Annotated in this window: 20 protein-coding genes, 1 tRNA gene and 2 pseudogenes; 12 read left to right on the top strand and 11 right to left on the bottom strand. The window is 72.3% G+C overall.

The annotated features are described in order from the left end of the window. Positions 1-30 precede the first annotated feature (30 nt). Complete coding sequence (locus tag OJ254_RS27295) at positions 31-1,206, bottom strand: DUF2306 domain-containing protein (RefSeq protein ID WP_265364499.1); 1,176 nt, start codon at positions 1,204-1,206, stop codon at positions 31-33. A gap of 126 nt (positions 1,207-1,332) precedes the next feature. Next, positions 1,333-1,848 (bottom strand): PadR family transcriptional regulator, encoded by a 516-nt coding sequence (locus OJ254_RS27290; RefSeq protein ID WP_265364498.1) that lies wholly within the window; start codon positions 1,846-1,848, stop codon positions 1,333-1,335. A gap of 85 nt (positions 1,849-1,933) precedes the next feature. Between OJ254_RS27290 and OJ254_RS27285 the strand changes: the two genes are divergently transcribed. Beyond that, positions 1,934-2,938 carry an Lrp/AsnC family transcriptional regulator gene (locus OJ254_RS27285; RefSeq protein WP_265364497.1) on the top strand — a complete coding sequence of 335 codons (1,005 nt, stop codon included), beginning with the start codon at positions 1,934-1,936 and terminating at the stop codon, positions 2,936-2,938. Between the two features lie 61 nt (positions 2,939-2,999). On the opposite strand, the gene OJ254_RS27280 is transcribed toward OJ254_RS27285, so the two are convergent. The 4 genes and pseudogenes from OJ254_RS27280 to OJ254_RS27265 form a co-directional block, all read right to left on the bottom strand. Continuing rightward, complete coding sequence (locus tag OJ254_RS27280; protein ID WP_265364496.1) at positions 3,000-4,796, bottom strand: M28 family peptidase; 1,797 nt, start codon at positions 4,794-4,796, stop codon at positions 3,000-3,002. Between the two features lie 432 nt (positions 4,797-5,228). Next, positions 5,229-5,704, bottom strand: a pseudogene (locus OJ254_RS27275) (SRPBCC family protein). A 174-nt stretch (positions 5,705-5,878) separates the two neighbouring features. Further along, positions 5,879-6,736 carry an RNA polymerase sigma factor SigF gene (locus OJ254_RS27270; protein WP_265364495.1) on the bottom strand — a complete coding sequence of 286 codons (858 nt, stop codon included), beginning with the start codon at positions 6,734-6,736 and terminating at the stop codon, positions 5,879-5,881. A gap of 339 nt (positions 6,737-7,075) precedes the next feature. Then, on the bottom strand, positions 7,076-8,239 hold the full coding sequence (locus tag OJ254_RS27265) for an IS701 family transposase (protein ID WP_265365330.1): 1,164 nt from the start codon (positions 8,237-8,239) through the stop codon (positions 7,076-7,078). A 467-nt stretch (positions 8,240-8,706) separates the two neighbouring features. On the opposite strand from OJ254_RS27265, the gene OJ254_RS27260 reads away from it, so the two are divergent. The 5 genes from OJ254_RS27260 to OJ254_RS27240 are packed head-to-tail and all read left to right on the top strand — an operon-like array spanning position 8,707 to position 12,786. Continuing rightward, positions 8,707-10,746, top strand: a complete 2,040-nt coding sequence (locus tag OJ254_RS27260) for a sensor histidine kinase (protein WP_423835971.1) — start codon at positions 8,707-8,709, stop codon at positions 10,744-10,746. Further along, the gene (locus tag OJ254_RS27255; protein WP_265364493.1) at positions 10,736-11,185 is read left to right on the top strand and encodes a roadblock/LC7 domain-containing protein; all 450 of its coding nucleotides are present in this window, start codon (positions 10,736-10,738) and stop codon (positions 11,183-11,185) included. Before OJ254_RS27260 ends, OJ254_RS27255 begins: the two co-directional genes overlap by 11 nt. A 2-nt stretch (positions 11,186-11,187) precedes the next feature. Next, entirely contained in the window at positions 11,188-11,586 is a 399-nt protein-coding gene (locus OJ254_RS27250; protein WP_261954700.1) for a DUF742 domain-containing protein, read from the top strand. Continuing rightward, positions 11,564-12,184: a GTP-binding protein gene (locus OJ254_RS27245; protein ID WP_265364492.1), complete on the top strand. Its 621-nt coding sequence runs from the start codon at positions 11,564-11,566 to the stop codon at positions 12,182-12,184. Before OJ254_RS27250 ends, OJ254_RS27245 begins: the two co-directional genes overlap by 23 nt. Next, positions 12,181-12,786, top strand: a complete 606-nt coding sequence (locus OJ254_RS27240) for a GAF domain-containing protein (protein WP_265364491.1) — start codon at positions 12,181-12,183, stop codon at positions 12,784-12,786. The genes OJ254_RS27245 and OJ254_RS27240 overlap by 4 nt, the downstream gene beginning before the upstream one ends. 189 nt (positions 12,787-12,975) lie before the next feature. Here OJ254_RS27240 and OJ254_RS27235 read toward each other — a convergent pair whose 3' ends face one another. Beyond that, positions 12,976-14,289 (bottom strand): acyl-CoA dehydrogenase family protein, encoded by a 1,314-nt coding sequence (locus OJ254_RS27235; protein WP_265364490.1) that lies wholly within the window; start codon positions 14,287-14,289, stop codon positions 12,976-12,978. 297 nt (positions 14,290-14,586) lie between these two features. Next, on the bottom strand, positions 14,587-17,823 hold the full coding sequence (locus tag OJ254_RS27230) for an amidohydrolase family protein (RefSeq protein WP_423835970.1): 3,237 nt from the start codon (positions 17,821-17,823) through the stop codon (positions 14,587-14,589). A 180-nt stretch (positions 17,824-18,003) separates the two neighbouring features. On the opposite strand from OJ254_RS27230, the gene OJ254_RS27225 reads away from it, so the two are divergent. Next, positions 18,004-18,918: an alpha/beta fold hydrolase gene (locus OJ254_RS27225; protein ID WP_265364489.1), complete on the top strand. Its 915-nt coding sequence runs from the start codon at positions 18,004-18,006 to the stop codon at positions 18,916-18,918. Between the two features lie 5 nt (positions 18,919-18,923). Here OJ254_RS27225 and OJ254_RS27220 read toward each other — a convergent pair whose 3' ends face one another. From OJ254_RS27220 to OJ254_RS27210, 3 genes and pseudogenes are all read right to left on the bottom strand, one after another. After that, positions 18,924-19,832 carry a transketolase family protein gene (locus OJ254_RS27220; RefSeq protein WP_265364488.1) on the bottom strand — a complete coding sequence of 303 codons (909 nt, stop codon included), beginning with the start codon at positions 19,830-19,832 and terminating at the stop codon, positions 18,924-18,926. 52 nt (positions 19,833-19,884) lie between these two features. After that, positions 19,885-20,534 (bottom strand): annotated as a pseudogene (locus OJ254_RS27215) (transketolase). 185 nt (positions 20,535-20,719) lie between these two features. Beyond that, positions 20,720-21,013, bottom strand: coding sequence for a YiaA/YiaB family inner membrane protein (locus tag OJ254_RS27210; RefSeq protein ID WP_030415232.1), 294 nt, complete (start codon positions 21,011-21,013; stop codon positions 20,720-20,722). Positions 21,014-21,178: 165 nt separating this feature from the next. Between OJ254_RS27210 and OJ254_RS27205 the strand changes: the two genes are divergently transcribed. The 5 genes from OJ254_RS27205 (at position 21,179) to OJ254_RS27185 (ending at position 25,399) form a co-directional block, all read left to right on the top strand. Continuing rightward, positions 21,179-21,255: transfer RNA gene (locus tag OJ254_RS27205), tRNA-Pro, on the top strand. A gap of 270 nt (positions 21,256-21,525) precedes the next feature. Further along, a complete protein-coding gene (locus OJ254_RS27200) occupies positions 21,526-22,014 on the top strand; it encodes a helix-turn-helix domain-containing protein (RefSeq protein WP_261954694.1) in 489 nt (162 codons plus the stop codon). A 79-nt stretch (positions 22,015-22,093) separates the two neighbouring features. Then, positions 22,094-22,714 (top strand): hypothetical protein, encoded by a 621-nt coding sequence (locus tag OJ254_RS27195; RefSeq protein WP_265365328.1) that lies wholly within the window; start codon positions 22,094-22,096, stop codon positions 22,712-22,714. Further along, the gene (locus OJ254_RS27190) at positions 22,707-23,927 is read left to right on the top strand and encodes an MAB_1171c family putative transporter (protein WP_265364487.1); all 1,221 of its coding nucleotides are present in this window, start codon (positions 22,707-22,709) and stop codon (positions 23,925-23,927) included. The genes OJ254_RS27195 and OJ254_RS27190 overlap by 8 nt, the downstream gene beginning before the upstream one ends. Before the next feature lie 248 nt (positions 23,928-24,175). Continuing rightward, on the top strand, positions 24,176-25,399 hold the full coding sequence (locus OJ254_RS27185; RefSeq protein WP_265364486.1) for a cytochrome P450 family protein: 1,224 nt from the start codon (positions 24,176-24,178) through the stop codon (positions 25,397-25,399). Positions 25,400-25,704: the final 305 nt, after the last annotated feature.

Here is a 25,704-nt window from a genome sequence, read left to right as displayed (position 1 = left end):
CTCAACTTGCGTGACACGCAGGGGCGTTGACTACGCCGGTGACGGCTCCCGGTGCGGGCGGCGGGGCGCGGCAAGACCCTCCCGCTTGACCAGCTCCCGCGCGCACATGATCCGCAGACTGACCACCGTGGTCGCCGCGAACGCCAGCACACCGCAGCCGATGGCCACCCCCGCGGAGAGCGCGGTGCCCCGGTCCAGCCCCATGTACCGCTCGAACAGCAGCGCCGCGCCCGCCGAGAACACCGGAGCCAGGCACAGGGCGGCCAGATGCAGGCGCCACTCCTCGCGCGCCCAGCTCCGCCCGTCCCGCCCCGCCCGCCGCTGCCGGACGAGCAGCACGGCATAGGTCACGGCGTACGGGACCAGGTACCCGACCAGCAGGCGCAGCCCTTCGCCGCCCCGGCCCAGGTACGACCGGACGATCCAGGCCAGCGCGGCCGCGCCGGCGAGCTGCGCCACGGCGAGCACCGGCATCGGCACCCACGTCCCCCGCACCCCGGAAACCGTCCCGCGCCGGTCCATCGCCCGCGAGGCGAGCAGCGCGCCGAACGCCACCACGGACCCGAGGTGCATGACCGCGACCCGGTTGATGTCCGCCATCGACAGCCCGGGAAGCAGCCACGGCAGCGCACCCCACTCCAGGCGCAGCAGCGGCGCGGTCATCAGGAAGCCGTAACACAGCAGCAGCCACCGCTGGTGCAGGTCGGGGAAGCGCCCCACCGCGGCGAAGATGCCGAACGTCACGCTCAGCACCGTGCCCACCAGGATCGTGCCGAGCACGATCCAGAACGCCGCCCCGCTGAACGCGTCCTGGGGTGCGGTGCGCACCAGATAGGCCGCGGCGCCCGCCATCGACGCGTACACGGTCAGGGCGAACACCACGCCCACCACCCGGTGCAGACGGATCCGCCGCCGCACCGCCGAGAGCAGCTGCACCGGGCCGAGCAGCATCAGCACACCGCCCAGCACCGAGTGCACGATCAGCGCCACCAGGCTGCGCCCGTACGGCCCGAGCCGGTCCGCGACGGCCTCGGCGACATAGCGCGGTGACACCGCACGCGCCAGCACCCATTCGCCGAGCGCCGGCGCCCCGCGCTGCGCGTACGGCCACAGTTCGGTCATCGCGATCGGGGCGTAGCTGACGCAGACGGCCACGACGGCGGCGGTGGCCACGCGGCGCCAGGCGACCCTCCTCGGACGGTTCACGGCGACTCCCTCGCTCCGGCCCGCCGCCACCCCGCTGTCCCGCGGCCCGCGGCGCCAATAGTCCTGTCTGGACTATCGAGAAGGTAAGGGCGATCCGTCACCGTGGTCAACGGTCGCGCGGCGGCCTCACTCCCCGCGCCGCTCCACCCACTGCCAGAAATCCACCATCATCCGCTCATAGCGGATACCGAACTCCAGCGCCTCGCGCTGCCCGCGGGTCAGCAACTCACCCACGTCCTCGGCGAGTTCCTCGTAGCCCGCGAGCGTGCGGTGGTGCTCGGTCAGCTGCACCGGCGCCAGCACCTCCGGCCGCGCCCCGAACCACAGCTTCAGAATGCCGCGTTCGCGCGCCTCGACCGGCACGAACGCCGGGTCGGCGAGCCAGTCCGCCAGCGCCTTCCGGCCCGCCTCGGTCAGCCGCATCAGCCGCCGGTTCCGCCCGCCCGACTGCCGCACCTCCGACAGCAGCCCCGCCTCCACCAGCCGGTCGCACTGCGCGTACACCTGCGCGTGCGGCATCGACCAGAACGGCGCCACCGTGCGCGCGGCCTCGACCTTCACGTCGTACGGACTCGCCTCACCCAGCTTGTCGATGATGCCGAGCACGAGGAACGAGGGCGTGGTCAACCGGGCGACATCCATGCCGCGACCGTACCGGTTCGGGCGGGAGGACGATGACCCGTCACCGCGGCCGCCCGACCGGCGGAAGCTGGCACACTCGTCCTCCATGAAGACCGGAACCGGCATCCTGGACGAGGTGGACCACGGGCTGGTGCACGCGCTGCGGATCGACGGGCGGGCGCCGTTCCGGCTCATCGGGGAGGTACTCGGGGTGTCCGAGAGCACCGTCGCCCGTCGCTACCGCCGGCTGCGCTCCGCCGGCACCCTCCGCGTGGCCGGCACGCTCAACGGCGCCCGGCTCGGCCACCACGCCTGGACGATCCGGCTGCAGTGCACACCGGACGCGGCGGGACCCCTCGCCTCGGCGCTCGCCGCCCGCCCCGACACCTCCTACGTCTACCTGCTCTCCGGCGGAACCGAGATCTCGTGCAGCGCCCAGACGCCCACCGCCGACGAGAGCGAGGCCCTGCTCCTGTACAAGCTGCCCAGGACCGCCCGGGTCACCTCCGTCTCCGCCCATCTCCTGCTGGACCACTACGCGTTGCCCAACGACTGGACCGGCCCCGCCCGCCTCACGCCCGAGCAGACGGCGCTGCTGGCCCCGCCCGGACCCACCGCGGACGGCACCGGAGGCCCGGCCGGGGAAGCCGGTGTTTCCGTAGGGCCGGACGACCGGCCGCTGTTCGACGCCCTGGCGCGGGACGGACGGGCCGGCCACCCCGAACTCGCGGCCGCCACGGGATGGTCCGAGTCGACGGTCCGCCGGCGGGTGGCCGCGCTGCGCCGGGCCGGTGTGCTCACCTTCCTCGTCGACGTCCCGCCCGCCGCCCTCGGCTTCCGCGCCGAAGCGCGCCTGTGGATGTCCGTACGGCCGTCCCGGCTCGCCGCGGTGGCCTCGGCGATGGCCGAACACCCCGAGGTGTCCCTGGTGGCGCTGACCACCGGGCCGACCAATCTGCTCGCGGCCGTGAACTGCCGGGACTCCGTGGACCTCGCGCGCTATCTGACCGAACGGATCGCGGCACTGGACGCGATCCGCTCGATCGAGACGGCGCCGGTCATCCGCACCGTGAAGCGGGCCGGCGCCCTGCTTCCCGGTCCCGCCCGCTGACACCGCAGCGGGCGGGCGCGCCTTCAGGAGACGTGCAGTCCTTCGCGGGACATGGAGGCCTTCAGGAGACCTGGAGGGACGTGTCGTCGAGGACGAAACTGGTCTGCAGACTGCTGTCCTCGGTGGCGGTGAAGGTGAGCGTGATCCGCTGACCGACGTAGGGACTGAGGTCCAGGGTGTGCTGGGCGTAGCCGGGGGCCGCGTCGGTGTTGGACAAGGTGGTCAGGGTGGTGTTGCCGACCTTGACCCGGAAGGTGTCATAGGCGGTGCCGCCGGACTCCGCGGTGTCGATGTGCAGCCAGTACGCCAGCGTCGCCTTGGCGCATCCGGCGGGCACGGTCAGCGACTGGCTGAGGGTGTCGGTGGCGGTGGAGCCGTAGCCGCCGAGCCAGGCGAACCGGCTGCCGCCGTGGGCGGACTGCCCCGCATGGGCGCCGATCGTGCCGGTGTCGCCGGTCCAGGGCGACGTCCCGTTCTCGAAGCCGCCGTTGGCGAGCAGCTGCCCGGCGGTGCATCCGCCGGCGCCCTTGACCGTCAGCGAGAAGGACGTGGTGTGGGTGACCGCCCCGGGCCCGGAGCCGGTGCCGGTGACCGTGAGGGGATACGTGCCGGGGGCGGTGGACGCCGCGATGGCGACGGTCATCGTGGCGCTCGCGCCGCTGGTCACCGAGCCGGGGCTGAACGAGACGGTCACGCCCGTCGGAGCACCCGATGCCGACAGCGCCACCGTCTGGGCGGAGCCGCTGGTGGTCTGGGTGGCGATCGTCGAGGTGAGGGACTCACCCGGGGTGACGCTGCCGGAAGCGGGCGTGGCGGTCAGCGAGAAGTCGTTCGCCGGGGTGGAGCGGGCCACGGCGAGCTTCCAGAGCGTGGACGCGATGCCGTCGACACTGCGGTCGAGTCCGGTGACGTTGATGTTGGCGGTGGTGTCACAGGACTGGTGGTAGCAGGAGTCGTAGGCGCGGTTGGCGGTGCCGCCCCACTTCGCCGCCTGCGCCGAGGTCTTCCGGGCGCTCGCGCCCATCGCGTACCCGGAGGTCGGGATGCCGGCCTGCTCGAAGGAGTAGTCGTCGGACCGGCCGGCGCCCTCGGTGTTCTCCTCCGGCTGGAGACCGAGCGCGTCCCAGTACGCCTTCATCGGCTGGGCGGCGGCGGAGGTGAGGTGGTTGATGAAGTAGCCGCCGTTGGGCGAGGCGATCATGTCGAAGTTGTAGTACGCCTTGATCCGGGACCGCTCGGCGGAGGAGAGTGAACCGACGTAGAAATCCGAGCCGTTGAGGCCCTGCTCCTCGTCCGTCCACCAGGCGAACCGGGCCCGCGCGGCCATCGCGGGGTGGTGCTCCGCGAGGGTCAGGGCGGTCTCCAGGAGGGCCGCCGAGCCGGAGCCGTTGTCGTTGATGCCGGGCCCGGCCCCCACGCTGTCGAGGTGCGAGCCGAACATGTACACCGACGAGGTGTCCCCCTGGGGCCACTCGGCGATCAGGTTGGGCCCGGCCCCACTGGCGCAGCCGGAGGTGCAGGGCTGCTCGGTGACCGTGTAACCGGCCGCCTGCAGACGGCCTTTGACGTAGGCGACGGAGTCCCGGTACCCCTGACCGCTGGACTTACGGGTGCCGCCGTTGCGGTTCGCGATGGCGTTGAGATCGGTCAGATGCGCCTGGACCTTGGTGACGTCGACGTCGGGGGCGTCGTCGGCGGCGGGGGCGTGAGGGGCGGGGACGACGGAGGCGGCGGTGGCGGGCGTTGCCGTGACGTGTGCTGCCGTGGCGGGTGTGGCGGATGCGGGGGCTGTGGTGAGCAGCGCGGCGGCGAGGGTGACGGCGAGGGACGCGCCGGTCACCGTGAATCTTCGTAACACCAGGGCTCCTTGAGGGGGTTGGTGAGGGGTTGGCCGGAGGCATGGGAGTGCGCCGTGCCCGGTCGGGCGGCGGGTTGCCCAGTGGGGGATGGGCATGTCCATGCCCTGCATGGCGGCCGTACCATCACACCGTCGACGCCCTGACGTCAACGGATGTCCCGCGGCGGAGCAGTGTTTGTCGGAAAACAGCAGGCGATGCCCGATATCCGGGCACTTTTCGGAGCGCGGCGGGGTGGCGGAACGCCGGAGCGGCGGAGGGGCCGGAGCCCGGCCGGGGACGCCGAAACGCCGGAGGGGCGGCCGCTGCCGCCCCTCCGGGAGATGTTCGTTTCGTGTCGCGTCAGTTCGTGTCGCTTCAGTTCGTACGGTGTCGGGTTCGTGCGGTGCCAGGTTCGCGTCGCGTCAGCTCGCGCCGCGTCAGTCGGTACCGCGTCAGGCGACGGGGCCCGAGCCGCCCGGCCGGATACGGCCGCGCCAGGCGCCGGTCTCCCTCTCCCGCTGCTCGATGTAGGTCTTGAAGCGCCGCAGGTCGCCCTTGGTGCGACGGTCGATCAGCCCCGCCATGTCCGCGGTCTTCTCCGCGGCCCCGGTCGGCTCGACCTCCATCACCAGCTGCACCCGGGTGTGGCTGTCGTCCAGGCGCTGAAAGCTGACCACCCCCTCTGCCGGGTGTCGCCGCCGGTGGTCCGCCAGGCGATCCGCTCGTCCGGCAGCTGATCGATGATCTCGGTGTCGAATTCCCGCCGGATGCCACCGATCTTGGTGGTCCAGTGGTTGCGCCGGTCGTCGAGTTGCCTGATCTCCTCGACGCCCTCCATGAATTGCGGGAACTCCTCGAACTGCGTCCACTGGTTGTAGACGGTGCGGACCGGGACCTCGACGTCTACCGTCTCCTTCACCGTGCTCATGTCCACTCCTCCTCAGTGGTGGCCATTTCTGATCGGCGACCCGGTGCGCGTGGTCCGCAGCGGGCCGGCGCTCCACCGCGTACCCACCTCCACCGCCGGTACCCATGGCGGGGGCGTGAGAAGTGTGAGGACTGCGAGAGGTGGGCGGTGTGGCGGACGGAACCGCCGCCGGAGTCAGCGATCGGTGAGCATGCCGGTGCGCAGCCGGGAAAGAATGCGGGACAGCAGTCGCGAGACGTGCATCTGGGAGACGCCGAGTTCCGCGCCGATCTCCGACTGGGTCATTTCCTGCCCGAATCGCATCTCGATCAGCCGGCGTTCACGGTCGTCGAGCGTCCGCAGCAGAGGTGCCAGGGTGTGCAGGTCCTCGACCGTCTCCAGGCCCGGGTCCTCCTCCCCGAGGACATCGGCCAGCGGGCGGCGCTGGTCGGCGGGATCGGGATCGGTGGGGGTGTCGAGCGAGCCGGCGGTGTAGCCGTTGGCGGCCACCAGACCCTCGATGACCTCCTCCTCCGACAGCTTCAGATGTCCGGCGAGTTCGCGGACGGTGGGCTCCCGGTCGAGCGCGTTGTGCAGTTGCTCCTTGGCCTTGGCCAGTTCGCTGCGCAGCTCCTGGAGGCGACGGGGGACGTGCACCGCCCAACCGGTGTCGCGGAAGAAGCGCTTGATCTCGCCGAGGATGTAGGGGACGGCGAAGGTGGAGAATTCGACCCCACGAGCGAGGTCGAAACGGTCGATCGCCTTGATCAGACCGATGGTGCCGACCTGGATGATGTCTTCCATGTCGTCACCACGGCTGCGGTAACGGCGGGCCACATAGCGCACCATCGACATGTTCATCTCGATGAGCGTGTTGCGCACGTATTGGTACTCGTGCGTGCCCTCTTCGTATTCCTGGAGACGCGCGAAGAACAGTTTGGAGAATTCGCGCGCGTCACGGGGAGCCACCGCGCTCGGGCACGGCACCTCCGGCAGATCAGCGCTCAGTTCGGTGTGCTGCTCGGTCGCGGTGTCATTCACGACGGTGGTCATCACGCCTTCCTGCGGCCCGACACGCTCGGGTGCCGCAGCGGCCGCCTACCCGGACGAACGGAAGTCATGCGTCCTTTTCGATCTGGCGGCATGTCATGCGCCAACGACGCGGCGGGGAATACCGTCCCCCACCCCCACGTTGTGGCCCCGCAGGGGGCGCCTGTGTCCCCTACGGGATCTGTTCGGCTGCCCCTTAGTACTGCAACCGCATGTGGGGTGTGTGGCCGCGGTGTTGGTAGTGGCTGTGGCGGGCTCGGGCTTGGCTGTGTCTGCGGAAGTGTGACCAGCGCAGACGGTGTTCGTTGGTGTGACAGTGGGGTGTGCGGGCGAGGTGCCCGATCAGGCGACGGATTTCGGGGACGCTGAGGGGCACGAGGTCGTGTTCGTCGCATCCGCTGCCCCTTTTGCGGCTTGTGTTGCGCGGACGGCCGTCAGGTAGGCCAGGGCCGCCATGGCCAGGGTGATGTGCCGGTACCAGGCCCGGTAGTGCCGCACCTGGTAGTGATCCAGGCCGCACTCGCCCTTGGCGCTCTGGAAGCACTCCTCCACCGCCCACCTGGCCCCAGCCACCTTGACCAGGTCTTTCAGACGCGAGGAGGCCGGTCCGAAGCAGACGTAGTAGGCGATGTCGGCAGGGTTGCTGATGTTGCGGCGGGCCAGCACCCAGTGCCCGAACCCGTTCTCCGCGTGGGCCCCAAGGGCGGCGCGGGCCCAGTGATAGATCCGCTGGCCGTGGGCGCCGGCTCCCGCCGAGAGCGTTTTCCATGCCTGCTGGGGACGGGTGGCGATCAGCTCGTCGACCGGGTACTGCCAGCCGTCGAGACCGGTCACCGTGTCGTTGACCTTGGTGGCCACCACATAGGCCACCTTGCGTTCTTCCAGCCAGGACCGAAAATGGCGGACTTGTCCGTAGGCCTCGTCGGTGGTGACCCAGGCGAAGGGCACGGCCGCGTCCAGGGCGCGTTGCAGCATCCACTTCAGATGCTCGATCTTGGTGGCGAAGGGCACCTCGTCGCCGATCTTGGCCGCCCGGCACCGGGCGCGGTCGTCCGTCCAGGAGGCGGGCAGATACAGCTCGCGGTCGATCAACGCCCGCCCCCGGGTGGAGGCATAGGCCAAGAACGTGCCGACCTGGCAGTTCTCCCTGCGTCCGGCGGTGCCGGAGTACTGCCGCTGGACCCCGGCAGACTTGGTGCCCTTCTTCACAAAGCCGGTGTCGTCGCCGATGAGGATCCCGTCCTTGGTCCCGATGGTTTCCACGACGAAGTCGCGGACATCGTCACGGACGGCGTTCTCGTCCCAGTCCGAATGGTTCAGCAGCCGCTGGACGCCGTCCGGGCGGAGCTGGCCGACCTGCTCGGCCAGCGTCCAGCCGTTCTTCCTCTCCAAAGGGGCCAGGAGGCCCCGCAGGTAGTCCAAGGCCCGGTCTCGTGGCTCTGACCTGCCGAAACGATGCCCGATGCGGGCATGCAAATCCGCTATCCCCTCGGACCACGACTCGATCTGCTCAACCGTCAGCGACTTCTCACACAGTCACACCAACGAGCCCCAGCCCACACGGTCACACCACATGCGGTTGCAGTATTAGGTGCGCCCACCTCCAACCCCTCCCTTGCCACCCCCTGTCACCCACGAGGGTGAGAAACCGACTCGCCGGCCTCCCGGCAACTGGCGTCCCGTGCAACGGGGCAGGCTGAGGAGCAGGGTCTCCGTGTGGCGACACGCCGGGGCGGCCACCGGCGCGCGGAAGGTCGGTGCGCGCTGGTCGTGAGCCTCGGCGGGGGCACCAGAGAGGGGTCAACTCCGGTTTTCTGGACGGGAGTTCGGATTGGCTCGCACTGGCGTGCGTGCGACCTCCACTCAAGGAGGTGGCGCGGGGTAGCGAAACCTCGAAGTAGGTCCGAACCCCACCCCCGCAACAACTAGCGTGCGTGCTCCGCGACTGCCAACGGCCGATCCGGAGGGCGCCGATGCCTACTGCATTCCCCCAGGGGACCCAGACGTCCCAGGAGGCTCCAAGATCCCCAGGGACCCAGGGCTCCTCAGGGCCCGCCCCCGTACCCGTGGCCGCTACGGCACCCGTCGCCGCCCGGCGCCGCGAGCGTGAGGGCGGACGGCACGGCCGGGCCTCCTTCCCGGAGTCGGCCGCCGACTCGGCGATACGGTCCCGCCTGGTCCGGCTCGCCGCCGTACCCTGCCTCCTCGTCGCCGTCATCTGTACCGCCGTCGCCGCCTTCGTCGTGCAGGCCGGCGGAGCGCGGCTGACCGGACGCGAATGGGTGGTCCTCTCCGGCGGCCTCGTCGTGGTCTGCGTCATCGTGCTCACCGCGGGCGCCGCCGCCAACTCCGAGGCCCGCGCCGCCGTCGCCCGCTACGCCCGGCTGCGCCAGGTCTGCGCCCGCAGCCAGTCCGACCTCTACGACCTGCTGGACCGGGTCCGCCAGGGCGAGTGGCTCCCGCGCCGCGAACCCGACAGCGGCCCCGAGCCCACCGGCGACACCCTCGACCTGCTCGCCCACGAAGTCGCCGCCGCAGGCCGGGCCGCCGAGTCCGCCGTCATCGACGCGGTCGCCATCGCCCGCAGCAACGCCAGCGGCAGCGAGCAGAAGGTCGAGGTCTTCGTCAACCTCGCCCGCCGGCTGCAGTCCCTCGTACACCGCGAGATCGAGCTGCTCGACGAACTGGAGAACCAGGTCGAGGACCCCGACCTGCTCAAGGGCCTCTTCCACGTCGACCACCTCGCCACCCGCATCCGCCGGCACGCCGAGAACCTCGCCGTCCTCGGCGGAGCCATCTCCCGCCGCCAGTGGAGCCGCCCGGTCTCCATGACCGAGGTGCTCCGCTCCTCGATCGCCGAGGTCGAGCAGTACCCCCGGATCAAGCTCGTGCCGGCGATCGAGGGCACCCTGCGCGGCCACGCCGTCGCCGACGTCATCCACCTGCTCGCCGAACTCGTCGAGAACGCCACCATCTACTCCGCCCCGCAGACCCCCGTCCTGCTGCGCGCCCAGCTCGTCACCGCCGGCCTCGCGGTCGAGGTCGAGGACCGGGGCCTCGGCATGTCCGCGGACGAGCAGAACCGGATGAACGCCCTGCTCGCCGACCCCGACCACATCGACGTGGCCGAGTTGCTGAGCGACGGCCGGATCGGGCTCTTCGTCGTCTCCTCGCTGGCCCGGCGGCACGGCATCGTCGTCCGGCTGCAGAGCAACATCTACGGCGGCGTCCAGGCCGTGCTGATCGTCCCGCAGGCCCTGCTCGGCGCGGAATCCGCCGAGGAAGCGGACGGCGCCGCCGGCCCGCGCGCCGCCGTCTCGCCGGACAGTGACCCCGCCCGCGACCACGGGAACTACGACATCTACGACAGCTACCACCCCGACGACGACGCGGAGGTCGCGGCGGACGGCGGCCGGGACCGCGGATACGACCGGTACGAGCGCCACGAACCCCACGCCCGCCCGAACCCCGTCGACGACGGCCCCCGGACCGTGACCATCCCCGCCCCCACGCCCGACCCGGACTCGCCCGCCGCCCGCCGCCGGCTGGTGCGCGCCGCCGACGGCCCCACCCCCGACCTCCCCCGCCCCGAGGCGACCGCCGCCGAACGGCACACCGTCACCCCCTCCGTCGAGGCCGGCCCCGCCGAACGGCCCGCCGCCCCCGGCCCGGTGGTCCTCCCGCCCGCACCGGCCCCCGTGGACAACAGCGCCCGCCCCCGGCTGCCCCGCCGGCGCAAGCAGACCCATCTCGTGCCCGAGCTGCGCGGCGACCCGATCCTGCCGTCCGCCCACCGCGACGGCCCCGAACCCGAGCACGACCCCGGTCTGATGGCCGCCTTCCGTCGCGGCTTCAGCCTCGCCGACGACAGTTACGCCGAGATCAACGGCACCGCCCCGGATCTGCGTGACGGCATCGGCACCCCGGGCGGCAACGACCTGCAACACCACGACCGTGACCACGACGCCCCGATGGCGCGCCCCCGAGGAGACGACCACAACCATGGTGAGTGATGTGCGTACGCAGGCGCATTTGCAGCGGCAGGCAGGCCAGCAGACCGATCTGTCCTGGCTGCTGACCGGGCTGGTACAGCGCGTGCCGCACGCCCGCAGCGCGCTCCTGCTGTCCTCGGACGGCCTGGTCAAGGCCGCCCACGGCTTCGAACCGGACAGCGCCGACCACATGGCCGCCCTGGCCTCCGGCCTCTACTCCCTCGCCCGCAGCGCCGGGGTGCGCTTCGGCGACGGCGACAACGTCCTGCAGGTCGTCGTCGAGCTGGAATCCAGCTTCCTGTTCGTCTCCACCGCCGGATCGGGCGCCTGCCTGGCGGTGCTCGCCGGGCGCGAGGCCGATGTGGCGGTGCTGGGCTACGAGATGTCGATGCTGGTCAAGAGCGTCCGGCCGTACCTGTCCACCCCCGCGCGCCACCAGGCGTCCGCGGGCGGTCGTTGACCATGACCGTGCGTCGCCGGCAGCGGCAGGGCGGGGACCCGTGGTACGACGACGCGGCGGGCCGGCTGGTCCGCCCGTACACCGTCAGCAACGGCCGGACCCGTCCCACGGCGCACTTCGACCTGCTGACCATGGTGATGGCCACCGGCCGGAAACCCGTCGCGTGCCAGGGCCCCGACTACGCCCAGGTGCTCGGGCTGTGCTGCGGGCCGGTCTCGGTCGCCGAGATCGCCGCCCACATACGGTTGCCCGCCGTGGTCACCAAGGTGCTCCTCGCCGACCTCGTCGACTGCGGGGCGCTCACCGCGCGGGCCCCCGCGGCCGTTTCGGCCGGGCCCGCGTCCCGTACCGACCGAGCCCTGCTGGAGGCGGTGCTGAATGGACTTCGCAAACGACTGTGACCCCCGCGCCCAGGGGGACGACGCGCCCGACCTCTTCCCGACCGCGCTCAAGATCCTGGTCGCGGGCGGCTTCGGGGTCGGCAAGACGACCTTCGTCGGGGCGGTGAGCGAGATCGAGCCGCTCAGCACGGAAGAGCTGCTCACCCAGATCAGCGTCGACACCGACGATCTGGCGGGCGTCGAGGACAAGAACACCACCACCGTCGCCATGGACTTCGGGCGGATCACGCTCAGCCCCGAACACGTGCTGTACCTCTTCGGGACGCCGGGCCAGCAGCGGTTCTGGTTCATGTGGGACGAGCTGTCCAACGGTGCGCTCGGCGCGGTGATCCTCGCCGACACCCGGCGTCTGGACCAGTGCTTCGCCGCCGTCGACTTCTTCGAACGGCGGGGCATCCAGTTCATCGTCGCGGTCAACGAGTTCGACGGCTCCTTCCACTACGAGCCGGACGAGGTCCGCGCCGCCATAGACCTCTCCCCCCAGACCCCCGTCGTGCTCTGCGACGCCCGACAGTGCAGCTCGGCCACCCATGTCCTGGTTTCGCTCGTCGAGCATCTGCTCACCCCCGTCCTCGCCGCGACCCCGGAGCTGCCATGAACCACCCCGCCTCCCGTGTCCCGTACGTCTCCTACGACCCGACCCGCCATCTGCTGCTGACCCCGCAGGACGACGAGGCCCCGGCGCGCGTGGCCCGGCTGCGCGCCCTGGGGATCGGCACCTCCCCGCTGCCCGCCTTCGACGAGTTCGCGCGCAAGCTCGCCCGCACCACCCGGGCGCCGTATTCGATGGTCAATTTCATCGACGAGCACCGGCAGTACTTCGCCGGCCTCTACACCCCCGCCCAGGACCAGGCCGTCGAGCTGGGGCCGGCGCCGGCCAGCGCCCAGCCGGGCCGGGTGATGGACCGTGACCACGGCTACTGCCCGCACGTCATCGTCCGCCGCAAGGCCCTGGTCCTGGAGGACGTCTGCGATTACCCGCGGTTCGCCGGCAACCCCGTGGTCGACGAGATCGGCATCCGCTCCTACCTCGGCGCGCCGTTGATCGACCGTACGGGGATGGCGTTGGGCACCGTGTGTGTGGTGGACCTGGAACCGCGTCCCTGGGGGCGGGAGGGATTGGAGACCATCAAGTCGATGGCCGCCGAACTCGTCGAGCAGATCCACCGGATGGAACAGCGGCAGCAGGAAAGCCCCTGACGGCTCCTGATACAGCAGCAGCCCTGACCGTTCCCTTATCCCTTTCCTGATCTTTCCCCGATCCGTACCCTGATCTATTCCGGATTTTCCCGTGCCGCGGCCCCGGCGACCTGCCGGTGGCCGCGGCGCCGTGTCCGGGCCCCGCGCCCGGCGGCCGTGCGTCGGCGATCCGGCCTCGGCGACCCGCGCTCAGCGCAGCCGGGCGAACCAGGAGCGCTGGCGGGACGAGCCGGTGCGCTGGCCCGGCACGGTGGGCGGCGCGCCCTCACCGCAGCCGAAGGCTTCGGCAGCCTCCTCTTCGTCCGGCCACTCCGAAGGCGCCAGCCGTAGCTGCTCGGCGAGCCGGCTGGACCATTCGCCCTTCGCCCGGCCCAGGGCCAGTTCGCCCAGGCGCAGCAACTGGATGTCGGTGGTACCGGCCGGCGCGAAGATGTGGTGGGCGTCCCGCAGGAAGCGCTCGATCGGCCGGTCGGTGAACAGCCCGCACGCGGCGTGGATGTCCATCGCGTCCCGCGCCGACTCCAGCGCCGACTCCACGTTCACCAGCTTGGCGTTCATCAGCTCCGCGTCGCACGGCAGTCCCTGGTCCAGCAGGTGCACGGCGTGGTACGCGGCGAGCCGGGCCAGCAGCAGCCGCGACTGGATGCGGCCGAGCTTGAGCTTGATGTTGGCGAGATCGGCCAGCGGTTTGCCGTAACGCTGCCGCTGCGCACAGAACTCCGTGGTCTCGTCCAGCACCGCCTGGTGGATGCCCAGTGAGACGGCGGTGAGGTTGGGGCGCCCGTACAGCACGCTGGAGGAGTACGCCACGGGCAGCCCGTCGCCCTCCCGGCCCAGCAGATTCGCCGCCGGGACCCGGCAGTTGTCGAAGAACAGCTCGCCGAAGCTGAAGCCGTGCAGCCCCATCGCGGGCTGCTGCGGCCCGAGCCGGAACCCCGGGCGGTCGGACTCGACGAGGAACGCGGACAGTCCCCTGGAGCCCTCGCCGGTACGGACCACGACGCCGTGCAGATCGCCGACGTGGCTGTTGCCGACGTAGATCTTGCGGCCGTTGAGGACGTAGTCGTCGCCGTCCCGGACCGCCGTGGACGTCATGCCCAGCACATGACCGCCGGAGTCCGGTTCGGTCACGGCGATGGTCGGCAGGCAGTCGCCCGAGGCGATGGCCGGCAGCCAGGTCTTCTTCTGCTCCTCGTTGCCGAAGTGGACGATCTTGGCGACGCCCAGCTGGGACGCCTGCGCCATGGCGCCCATCGCCGCACTGACCCGCGAGAGCTCCTCGATGATGAGGGTCTTGGCGACGTGCCCGGCGCCCATCCCGCCGTACGCCCGGTGTACGGTCACGCCGATCCACCCCTGCCGGGCGATCAGCCGCGAAAGGTCGTGGCAGACGGTACGGCTCGCCTCCATCTCCGCAATCCGGGGCCGGACCTCCCTCTCGGCGAAGTCCCGTACCCGGAGCCGGAGTGCTTCGTGCCGCTGGTCCGTGAAATGGCGATGCAAGACAAGCCCTCCTCCGCGATCTCCCCGTGCTGATCGCACCCCGCCTCGGGACGGCGCCGGCGGCACCGTCTGCAGTGGTCGTTCCGGAACGTGATCCGTCGCTTACCGCGTGCAATACCCGTTGGCATACCTACTCCGGACCCCCCAAAACATCAACTGACCGGTATTACCGGAAGAGTTGGAGTGCGGAGCGCCGGCGCACCACCCCCGGACGGCGAAGGGGGTGGCGTGCCTTCCCGAGGCCCCGGGAAACCACGCCACCCCACACCACCCCGCTGTGCGGCGGCCGTCGACGGGTCAGTGCGCCGGATCGCAGCAGGACTCCCGGCGCTGCTGCCGGCCCACCTCCAGCCAGTCCGTCCCGGCCGACCGCAGCGCCCGGCCGGCCGGCGCGGGGAAGGCTTCGGTCAACTCCCGCTGGGTGACCACCCGTCCGCCGCGCAGCACCGCCGAGGTCCGCACCAGCGTGTCGAAGTCCTCGAACGGATTGCCGTCCACCACCGTCATGTCACCGAGCTTGCCGACCTCCAGCGTCCCGAGGTCCCGCTCCGCGCCGAACACCCGGGCGGGCAGCGCGGTCGCGGTGCGCAGCGTCCGGGCTGCACCGAGGCCGCCGCGGTGCAGCGCGCGCAGCGACAGATGCAGTCCCAGTCCGACCGGGACCAGCGGCTGGTCGGTGCCCAGCGCGACCAGCCCGCCGCCGTCCAGCACCCGCCGGTAGACCCCGGTCTCGGTCGCGATGTCGGACAGCTGGGCCGGCGTCGGGCGGTGACCGGCGTTCTCCCGTACCACCGCGGTGTCCCAGGGCGGCATCAGCCGGGTCACCCGTACGTCGTCCGCCAGCGCCGGGTCCTCGCCGAGCAGCGCCGCCGACGAGAACGGGGTCGCGATCAGATGGAAGTCGCTGCCGGTGTACACCTCCTCGACGTCCTGGTAGGCGTGCCCGGAGCCGGACACCGCATGTCCGAACTCCATGCGCTGGGTGGCCTGCAGATGGGTCGTCAGGTCCTGCCCGAGCTGGACGCCCGGGCTGAGCAGATGGCTGCCGGCCCGCACTCCGAGCCGCCGGTGCGCGAAGCGTGCCGCCTCCGCCATCACCCAACCCGGCGCGCGCACATAGGTCTTGACGAAATCCCAGTCCAGGGCCGCGCCGCGCTCCAGCGAGCGCCGCAGTCCCTCCCGGGTGCGGTGCGCCCGCCCCATGCTGTACGCGACCCGGCCGCCGTCCAGCAGTTCCCCGCAGGTCAGCAGCCGCGGCCCGGCCAGCACCCCGGCCGCCACCGCCTCGCGGATCCGGGCCTGTTCGTACGAGAAGCCGCCGCAGGAGACCGCGGTGGTGATCCCGTACGCCAGCTGCAGCGCGGTCTGCCGGCCGCCGTACGTGATCTGCCAGGGGTGGGTGTGCGCGTCCCACAGGCCCGGCAGCACCGTCCGCTCCGAGGCGTCCACCCGCCGCGCGGCACCGGACCGGGCGGTGCGGTGCGGGCGCACCTCCGTGATCCGCCCGTCCCGCACCACCACGTCGACGTCCTCCCGCACCGTCTCGCCGGTGCCGTCCCAGAACGTCCCCGCGTGTACGACGGTGTCCCGGGCGCGCGCCGGCGCGGCGGAGAGGGACAGCGGAACAGTCCGGGCCGGGCCGCCGGACACCGGGATCAGCCGCAGCCGTCCCGCCGAGAGGTAGAGGAGTGTGCCGGAGTCCCCGGACCAGGACGGATGGTCGGCGCTCTCGTCGGTCAGCTGCCGCGGCGGACCGTCCGGCGTGCCATCGGGCCGCACCGGCAGCACCCAGAGCGCGGACTCGGCGATCACCGCCATCCAGCGGCCGTCGGGCGACCACGCCGGCCCGGAGTCGTAGCGGTCGGCGATCGAGACGTGTGCGGCGACCGCGAACACCCGGCCCCGGCCGGTCCCGGTGTCGAGGACCCGGATGACGTTGTAGCCCTCGCGGAAGCGGCGGTTGAGGCGGTTGCGGTCGCAGTACGCCAGGTAGCGGCCGTCCGGCGACCAGCTGGGACGGCCGGGCAGCCCGCCGGCGCCCATCGGCGCGGCCAGCACGGTCTCCGTGCCGTCGGCCAGCGTCCGTACCACGAGATTTCCTGACATGTCGAGCGCGGCCAGCCGCCCGCCGTCCGGGGACAGCGCCGGCTGCACCCGGCCGCCGGTGGCCAGCACGGTCTCCTCGCCGGTGGCGACCTCACGCCGGCGCACCGCGAACAGCCCGTCCCGGTCGTCCGCGTAGAGCAGTGCCCGGCCGTCGCGCGACCAGCTCGGCGCGGACACGTACCGGGTGGCACCGGACCGGACGATCCGCCGCGGTGCGCCGCCGCCCGAAGTGGGCGCAAGCCACAGGGAGTTGAGGGCGGCGAAGGCCACCGTGCGGCCGTCGGGGGAGAGCGCCGGGAGATGCACCCCGCGCAGCGGTCCGGCGGTGGTCCGCTCGAAGCCGTAGTCCTTGACGCGGTAGCCGGGGCGGTCCAGCGGCAGCCGCGCGGTGAACGGCACGGTCTCGGCGTGCCCCGGATCGTCCGGCCGGACGATCCGGAACTGCCCGCCGGCCGTCAGCAGCAGCTCGTCCCGGGATATCCAGCGCGGCGGCACCGGCTCCACGTCCCCGTCCACCGCGACCGCCCGGCCGTCGACCACCAGCGCACAGGTCGGCCCCGGGTAGTCGGTGGTCCGCAGGTACGCCAGCCGGCCCGCGGGGGACAGCGCCGGCACCAGCACCTGGGCGGCCGCCGTCTCGGTGTGTTCGGTGCGCACCGCGCCGCTGCCGTCGGCCGCCACCGAGGCCACCGTGCGCGAGACCAGCGCGGTGCCGGACACCGTGCCCCGTACGAAGAAGAGCCGCGTGCCGTCCGGCGACCAGCAGGGGTCGAAGTCCTCCCAGGCGCCGTCCTGATGCGGCCCGTCCTGGCCGGGCAGCCCGGTCACCCGGGTCAGCCGCCCGGTCCGCAGCTCCAGCACCCATAACCGGTACGGGCTGCCGGTCACCGGGTCCCCGCCGCGCTCCGAGGCGAACGCGATCCGGGTCCCGTCCGGGGACCAGGCGGGGCCGCGGTCGTCCCAGGGCCCGTCGGTGAGCTGTCGCAGGTCCGAGCCGTCGGTGGCCAGCGTCCACAGGTGGAAGTTGCCGCCCCGGTAGGCGCAGACCGCGATCCGGCGGCCGTCGGGGGAGTGCACCGGACGGGTCGGCTCCAGATCGGGCGGGGTCAGCGCCACCGCCTCGCCACCGGTCCGGGGCAGCGACCACAGGACGTTCTGCACCTCGGCGACGAGCCGGTCGCCGGCCGGGGCGAGGGTGGCCGCGCCGTTGGTGGCGGCCGTGAAGGAGAGCGCGCCGCCGGACGCGCCGGCGTCCTGGGCCGCGGCGGCCGCGGCGGCCGGGCCGCCGACGGTGACCCCGGCCAGGCCCGCCGCGGCCGCGGCCGAGGCCGTGCCCTGCAGGAACCTGCGGCGGGAGAGCGGTGCGGCCCGAAGGGGCGCGGGGATGGGCGCGTCGGGGGTGTTCCCGAATCCGTCCGTGGTGTCCAACGATCCTCCTGTGAACGGGAGTTGCGGCACAGGCGCCAGGAATGAACCGGCTGATCGTGTCACGGTCCGCACCCGCCCGGCCAACCCCGCTACGCGCGCCCCCTTGGCGCTCGGGCGCCCGGACGCGAGAGTGGACGCCGACGACTCGTCAGCCCGCCCCGGCAGTCAGGAGACGACGCCATGCAGCAGGACTTCCACCAGGCCCCGGACGGCGCCCGCATCGCCACCTACACCTGGATGCCGGAGTCCGGCCGGCCCCGGGCCCTGGTCCAGATCGCGCACGGCGCCGCGGAACACGGCCGGCGCTATGACCGCTTCGCCCGTTTCCTGACCGGCCATGGCTACGGCGTCCTCGCCTCCGACCACCGCGGCCACGGCGCCACCGCCGCCTCCACCGGCGGCCGCGGCGTGGTCGGCGAGGACTCCTGGCGCGCGATCGTCGCCGACCTCAAGGCCCTCGGCGACCACGCGGCCGCCGCCCACCCTGGCATCCCGCTGGTCCTGCTCGGCCACAGCCTGGGCTCGATGCTGGCCCGCGACTACGCCCAGGAGTACGGCGCCGACCTCGCCGGCCTCGTCCTCAGCGGCACCTTCCGCACCCTCCCCGGCCTGGACATCGAGGCCGCCACCGCCGAACTCGACGAGGAGATCGCCCGGCACGGCCGGACCGCGCTCTCGTCCTTCATCCCCCGTACCTTCCGCTCGTTCAACGACGCCTTCCCGCACCGCACCGGCTACGAATGGCTCTCCCGCGACCCGGCCGAGGTGGACGCCTACGTCGCCGACGAGGACTGCGGATTCCCGTTCTGCGCCGGCCTCGCGCGCGACTGGGTGCGCGCCATCCGCAAGATCAACGACCCGGCGCACCTGGCCCGGATCCCCCGCGGGCTGCCCGTCCACCTCGCCGTCGGCGACCAGGACCCCTGCCACGCGGGCATGACCCTGGTGCACGAACTCCTGGAGGACTTCCGCTATCTCGGCATTCGCGACCTGACCTGGAAGGCCTACCCGGACGCCCGGCACGAGATCCTCAACGAGACCAACCGCGACGAGGTCCAGCACGACCTGCTGGCCTGGCTCGACAAACACATCTGAACCGGTCAGGAGCCGGACGGCAGGAACCCCGCGATCCGCTCCCGCAGCCCTCGCGCGTCCAGACCGTGCGCCGCCAGGTGCTCGTCGAGCTGTCCGTACCGGCGCAGTTCCCGGCGGCCGACGCCGAGCCCCAGCACCCGGTGCGGCCGGTCGGCCAGCGCGTCGTTGGCGAACCGGGTCGACGTCCCCGCCAGATACGGCTCCACGATCACCACGTCCGCGGCGTCCGCGGCCCCGGTCGCGGCACGCAGCGCCGCGCCGTCGAAGGGCCGCACGGTCGTCGCGTAGAGCACGCCGACGTCCAGGCCCTCGGTCGCGGCGAGCACGTTGTCCAGCATCGGGCCGACCGCCACGACCACGCCCCGGCGGCCCTCCCGCAGCCGCTGCAACCGGAGCCCGTCCACCGCCCGCGGCGCCTGGTTGACCTGCACCGACAGCCGCACGTACACCTTGTCGTCGCCGGCCGCGGCGGCCTGCCGCAGCAGCGTCTCGGCCTCGTCCGGGTGCCCCGGGACGTGCACGGTCCAGCCGTCGAGCGTGTCGAGCAGCGCGATGTCACCGGGCGACATGTGGGTGTAGCCCCCGCTCGGCCAGTCGTACGAGCCGCCGGCGCTCACCAGCACCCCGCCCACCCCCTGGTGCCCGAAGTCCAGCTTCACCTGCTCGAAGGGGCGCTCCACGAGGAAACTGGCGAAGGTGTGCATGATCGGCCGCAGCCCGGTGAGCGCCAGCCCGCTGCCCACGCCGATCAGCAGCTGTTCCCGGATGCCGACGTTCACCACCCGGTCCGGGTGCCGCCCGGCCGCCCCGGCGAAACCGTCCACGCCGATGTCGGCGAGAACCACCGCCAGCCGGGGGTCGTCGTCCAGCAGGTGCGAGGTGACCGAGGCGAAGCGCTCACGCATGGTGTCCATCACGGAAAGCCTTTCTCGAAGCTCTGGTGGGGAAGGGGAGGGGACCGGGCGGTCAGGCACCCTTGGGCTCGACCCGGGCGACGACGGCGTGCGGGCGGCCCGGGTGCGGTGCGGTGAACGCCTCGTACAGGGCCCGGTGGTCGCGGCCGTCCACGGCGGCCACGGACCAGCCGGCGGTCTCGAACCGGGCGGCGATCCCGCCGCGCCAGCCGTGCGTGGCCGAGGAGTTGTCGATGACCAGCGTGTGCAGCCGGTCCAGCCCGGCGGCGCCCGCGTAGGCCAGTGCCTCGTGGTTGCTGCCCTCGTCCAGCTCGGCGTCCCCGATCAGCACCCATACGGCCGGGTCGGTCCGGCCCTGCGCCCGCAGCCCGAGCGCGGTGCCGACGGCCAGCGGCAGCCCGTGCCCCAGCGATCCGCTGCCGATCTCGGCGCCCGGCACCAGCAACCGGTCCGGGTGGTGGCCGAGCGGTGAGTCGTACGAGCCGAAGCCCGGCAGCCAGTCGACGGGGAAGAAGCCCTTGGCGGCCAGCACCGCGTAGTAGGCCATCGGGCCGTGGCCCTTGGAGAGGAGGAAGCGGTCGCGCCGGGGTCGGCGGTGCGCTCGGGGGAGACCCGCAGCACCCGGTCGTAGAGCACCCACAGCGCGTCCAGCGTCGAGGTCGCGGCCGGCCCGTGCTTCTCATCCCCCGTCATCAGGCTCATCAGGCCCGGCAGTTGGGCGAAGCCCGCACCCGTCGTCGTATCCGTGCCGGCCGCGGGTGTCGTCTGCGGCGGCTTCTTGTGCGTCGTCTGCGTCATGCCACCGAGCGTGCAACCTCAAGCGCGCTTGAGGTCAAGCGCCGGACCGCCGCCGCCCCGCGGCCGGCGTGGGTCCGGCGAGGGTGGAATCAGACCTGCCCCGGCTTGAACACGTCCTGCTCGATGAGGAGCTTGTCGATCCGGGCCTTGTCCACCCGGTTCGTCACCTCGGCCACCTCCTGCCGGTCGCGCACGCACTTGGCCAGCGTGAACGCCGAGGACACCACGAAGATCAGCCCCAGCGCGAGGAACCCGCGCTCCCAGGGCCCCACCGGCAGCTTGAGGATCCCGATCACCAGCGCCGCCAGCGACAGCCCGAAGGAGATCGCGGCCTGCACGAAGAAGGCCGTCGTGGTCGGCCGCTGAATCGATGGAGTAGTCATGCGCGTAGCGTGGCGGTGCGGTGACACCGGCGCATGAGTACGGGTACTCATCCGGTCCGGCCCGCCGCCCGCGGCGTTCCACCGCAAAGTGGCAGCAGCGACCCTCTGACATGCGGTATTGTTCTCGTGCGCGGTCAGCCGGGACATCCCGGCCGGAACGGGCACCGGGACGTGGCGCAGCTTGGTAGCGCACTTGACTGGGGGTCAAGGGGTCGCAGGTTCAAATCCTGTCGTCCCGACCAGCGATTTCTCGTAGGTCGGAAGCCGTCTTCTCTTCGGAGAGGGCGGCTTTTGCGTTGCCCGCGGACAGGGCGGGTGCCGGGCGGTTCCGTCGTCCTGCCCTCCGGATGCTTGATCCATCACTCAACTCCCGGTTAAGCCCGAGCGCCCTCACTGTCCGTAAGGGGACTGGTGCGGCGCGTTCTTCACGTGACAGGATGAGTGCTGCGGCCCCAGCGGCTTAACCAACCGTTGGGACGCTCGTCGGTGCTGTCAATGGGGGGACGGTAGGCATGGCCATGGGGGGCGACGGCCGGTCCAAGGGGGCGGGCAACACGCTCGCGGAACGGCTCAACCACCTCTTCGCCAACATGCATCCGCCCGGCGCCCCGTACACCAACGCCTTCGTCGCCGAGGAGATCAGCGCCGGGACGAAGGAGTACGGCGGGGTCCGGGTCACCGAGCAGTACCTGTCGATGCTGCGCAACGGCAAGCGGACGAATCCGAGCCCGGAGCTGCTGCGCGCGCTGGCCAAGTTCTTTGCGGTGCCGGTGGGTTACCTCCTCGGTGACCTCTCCCAGCCGCAGGCCGCGCGGGTGGAGGAGGAGGTCCGGTTCCTCGCCGCGATGCGGGACCAGCGGGTGCGGGCCATCGCGCTGCGCTCCGTCGGGCTGCCGCCGGAGGTGCAGGACAGCCTGACCACGATCATCTCGCAGTTCCGGCAGCAGATGAACCTGCCGGCCGACCCGCCGGAGCAGGGTGGTGACCGGCGCGGTGAGTGACACGGTGGGCACCGTTGAACGCGGCCAGCTCTTCGCCACCTGGCGGCAGGCCGGACACGAGGACGGGACGAGCATGCGAGTGGGGCAGATACGCAGGCGGTGCAAGCGGCTCATCAAGGAGCTCGCACTGCCCGCCGTCACCGATCTGCGCGGGATGTGCGATGTCGTCGCGGACCGGGTGGAGCGGCCCGTGCATCTGGTGCCGATGAGCCTGGGCGGCGTGGTCTCGGGCATGACGGCCGTCACCGACGACGCCTACTGGGTCTTCTACGAGCTGCGCACCTCGCCCTGGCACCAGGCGCACATCGTGCTGCACGAGCTGAGCCACCTCCTGCTGGGGCACGGTCAGGACCCGGCCGTCACCGAGGAAGCGCTGAAGATCTGGACCCCCTCGGTCGACGTCGCCACCGCCATGCGCCGGATGGGCCTGACCATGGGCTTCGCCCGGCACCACGGCTACGACAACCTCGCCGAGCGGGAGACCGAGGTGCTCGGCACGCTGCTGATGGAACGGGTCGCGCCCTCGGCCGCGGAAGGCGAACTCCCGCTGCAGGGACAGGCCGCCGAGCTCGCGGCGGCGCTCGGGCCCGCGCTGCAGCACGTACGGCGGGAGCGCGAGGGCACGGCGGACCCGGGCGAGCGGGCCGACGGCGACGGTGCGGTGCCGGCCGGGGGCGAGGACGGGGGACCGCGTGTTTGACGTCATCTACCTGTCGTTCGGGCTGGCCGCCTGGGCGATCGTCGGCTACAAGTCCGTCGCCTGGTTCCGCGACCGCAGCAACACCGACCTCGGGCTGGCCTGTCTGATGACCGGCGGGGTGGCGACGGTCTTCCTGTTCTCCGCGCCCAGCCTCTACCGCGCCTTCGACCGGCTGGTCGGCGTGGCCAACCTCGCCATGGTCTTCCTGTACTCCTCCGTGGTGGTCTTCGCGGCGGGCGCGCTGGTCCTGCTGCTGCGCTGGACGGCGGGCGAGGGCCCGGCGGCCAGGGCCCGCGCCCGGGCCAGGGCACGGGCCGCGGTCGGGGGAGTCGCGGCGCTGTGGGCGGTGGCGATCGCCGGGTTCGCGGTCGGCCGGCCGGACGCCGTCGAGCACCCCCGCGACTTCAGCACCGCCTACACCGACTCGCCGGGCGTGATGCTCTTCCTGGTGCTGTATCTGGCCATCTTCGGATCGAGCCTGGCCGGCCTGGGGACGCTCTGCCCCCGCTACGCCGCCCGGCTCGGCGGTACGCATCTCGCGCGCGGGCTGCGGGTGCTGGCCGCCGGCTGCTGGCTCGGCCTGGTCTACTGCGGCTGCAAGGTCATCGGCTTCGTCCTCTCCTGGGCCGGCCACCCCGCCCTCTGGCTCTCCAACGGGGTGGCACCGCTGAGCGCCTCGGTCGCGGCGATCCTGGTGCTGGCCGGGTTCGCGCTGCCGGCCGCCGGGCCCCGGGTCGCCGCCTGGCGGCGGCTGCGCCGGCTGTCCCCGCTCTGGCGGACCGTCACGGCCCAGACCCCCGAGGTCACGATGGAGGACTCGGCGTGGTCCGTGCGCTGGCCGTTCGCCGACCTGGAGTGGCGGGCCAACCGGCAGATGGCGGAGATACGGGACGTCCAGCGCGGGATCCGCCGCCATGTGGAGTCCGACGCGGTCGACATCGCCCGGGAACGCGCCCGCGCGGTCGCCCTCGACGACCGGCAGCTGGCCGCCGTCGCCGAGGCCGCCGCGCTCCGCCGGGGCCTGGAGAACCGCGCGGTGGGCCACGTCCCGGTCCACGGCGCCGACAGCGTGGTGGTCGCGCGCAGCAGCGAGCCGGCCGAACTCGGCGCGGAGTACGAGCACTTGGCGCTGGTCGCGGACGTCTACCACTCACCGCTCATCGAGACCGTGCTGACCGAGCTCCGGCAGCGCAGCGCGGCGGCGCGCGGCTGAGGCGGCGCGACCGGCACAGAGACGGGGTGGCCCGGCACGGGGGTCCGGGCCGCCCGGCACGAAGGAGGCGGCACCGGTCCGTGCGGACCGGTGCCGCTGCCCGTTCACCCACGCGCGCGCGGATGCGGTGCCCTTCGCGGGCCCTACGCGTGCGGGACCGCTCGCGCACCGGGTCCCGTGCGTACGCCGGTGCCGCCCGATGGCGCACAGCGACGGGGGGCCCGCCCCCGGCGCCCTACAGTCGGATCATGCAGAACACCGCCGAGACCGCCCCCGACGCGCCCATCGACGTCACGCTCCTGCTCGACGATCCGCACGCCGCCTACGCCGCACTGCGCGAGGCGGGACCGGTGCACCGGATCACCGGTGCCGACGGGCAGCCCGCCTGGCTGGTCACCCGCTACGACGACGTCCGCCGGGCCCTCGCCGATCCGCGGCTCTCCCTGGACAAGCGGCACGCGGCGCCCGGCGGCTTCCGCGGCTTCGCCCTGCCGCCCGCCCTCGACGCCAACCTCCTCAACATGGACCCGCCGGACCACACCCGCATCCGCCGCCTGGTGGGCAAGGCGTTCACCCCCGGCCGGGTGGACGCGCTGCGGACGCCCGTACGGCAGGTCGCGGAGGAGCTGCTGGACGCGATGGAGCGGCGCGGCGGCCCAGCGGACCTGATCACCGACTACGCGGGACCGCTGCCCATCACCGTGATCTGCGATCTGCTCGGCGTCCCCCACCAGGACCGCCGGGACTTCCTGGCCTGGTCCGACGCGCTGATCACCCCGGACCCGGCCCGGCCGGAGCTGATGCGGCAGGCGATCGGCGCGATGCTGGAGTTCTACACCGCCCTGATCGCGGCGAAGCGCGCCGAGCCGGGCGACGATTTGCTCTCCGACCTGGTCGCGGTCCGGGACGACACGGACGGCAGCGGCGGCGACCGGCTCACCGAGGACGAGCTGACCTCGCTCGCCTTCCTCATCCTCTTCGCCGGGTACGAGAACACCGTCCACCTCATCGGCAACGCCGTGCTCACCCTGCTCGACCACCCGGAACAGCTTCAGGAGTTGCAGCGGAATCCGGCCGAACTGCCGGACGCCGTGGAGGAGTTCCTCCGCTACGACGGGCCGTCCCCGATCGCCATCCGCCGGTTCCCCAAGGAGGACGTGGAGATCGGCGGGGTGCGGATCCCGGCGGGCGAGAGCGTGCTGCTGGCGATCGCGTCCGCGAACCGCGACCCGGCCCGCTTCCCCGACCCGGACCGGCTGGACCGGGGCCGGGAGCTCTCCGGGCACCTCGCGCTGGGGCACGGCATCCACTACTGCCTCGGCGCGCCGCTCGCCCGGATGGAGACCGTCACCGCACTGGAGGCGCTGCTCGCCCGCTTCCCCGAGCTGCGGCTGGCCGTCCCGCGAGGGGATCTGCGGCACCGTCCGGCCCTCCGTTCGCGTGGCCTGATTTCGCTGCCCGTCGCCTGGTAATCGAGAAACGAACACGTTTTTGAGGCGTAACCGTTCGTCGATGCGGTAAAAAGGTTCTTGAGCCCGCCCGGTGTGCATCCCCCGTCGCACCGGGCGGGCCTTCCTTTGCAGCTGTTGCAGATGCGACCCGGCCGCCCCGCGCCACGCCGGGATGGCCCGACTGGCGCAACTGCGCTGCGCACCGCCGCCGCCCTCCGTAGCGTGACGGCATGGCATGTGACGTACATGTACCGAAGAAGGCAGCCGCGCTGGCGCTGCTGGCCGCCGCCGGTGTCGCGCTGACCTGCATACCGGCCGCGGCGAAA

Source organism: Streptomyces endophytica, from assembly GCF_026153355.1.
Classification (GTDB): Bacteria; Actinomycetota; Actinomycetes; order Streptomycetales; family Streptomycetaceae; genus Streptomyces; species Streptomyces endophytica.
This window is presented reverse-complemented; position numbering and strand designations above follow the sequence as displayed.

Bases quoted from the DNA above. Each gene is read 5' to 3' on its own strand.
- OJ254_RS27285 (WP_265364497.1), top strand. From the start codon at position 1,934: ATGAAGACCGGAACCGGCATCCTGGACGAGGTGGACCACGGGCTGGTG.
- OJ254_RS27260 (WP_423835971.1), top strand. From the start codon at position 8,707: ATGCCTACTGCATTCCCCCAGGGGACCCAGACGTCCCAGGAGGCTCCA.
- OJ254_RS27225 (WP_265364489.1), top strand. From the start codon at position 18,004: ATGCAGCAGGACTTCCACCAGGCCCCGGACGGCGCCCGCATCGCCACC.
- OJ254_RS27210 (WP_030415232.1), bottom strand. From the start codon at position 21,013: ATGACTACTCCATCGATTCAGCGGCCGACCACGACGGCCTTCTTCGTG.
- OJ254_RS27220 (WP_265364488.1), bottom strand. From the start codon at position 19,832: ATGGACACCATGCGTGAGCGCTTCGCCTCGGTCACCTCGCACCTGCTG.
- OJ254_RS27290 (WP_265364498.1), bottom strand. From the start codon at position 1,848: ATGGATGTCGCCCGGTTGACCACGCCCTCGTTCCTCGTGCTCGGCATC.
- OJ254_RS27245 (WP_265364492.1), top strand. From the start codon at position 11,564: ATGGACTTCGCAAACGACTGTGACCCCCGCGCCCAGGGGGACGACGCG.
- OJ254_RS27240 (WP_265364491.1), top strand. From the start codon at position 12,181: ATGAACCACCCCGCCTCCCGTGTCCCGTACGTCTCCTACGACCCGACC.
- OJ254_RS27200 (WP_261954694.1), top strand. From the start codon at position 21,526: ATGGCCATGGGGGGCGACGGCCGGTCCAAGGGGGCGGGCAACACGCTC.
- OJ254_RS27270 (WP_265364495.1), bottom strand. From the start codon at position 6,736: ATGACCACCGTCGTGAATGACACCGCGACCGAGCAGCACACCGAACTG.
- OJ254_RS27255 (WP_265364493.1), top strand. From the start codon at position 10,736: ATGGTGAGTGATGTGCGTACGCAGGCGCATTTGCAGCGGCAGGCAGGC.
- OJ254_RS27250 (WP_261954700.1), top strand. From the start codon at position 11,188: ATGACCGTGCGTCGCCGGCAGCGGCAGGGCGGGGACCCGTGGTACGAC.
- OJ254_RS27185 (WP_265364486.1), top strand. From the start codon at position 24,176: ATGCAGAACACCGCCGAGACCGCCCCCGACGCGCCCATCGACGTCACG.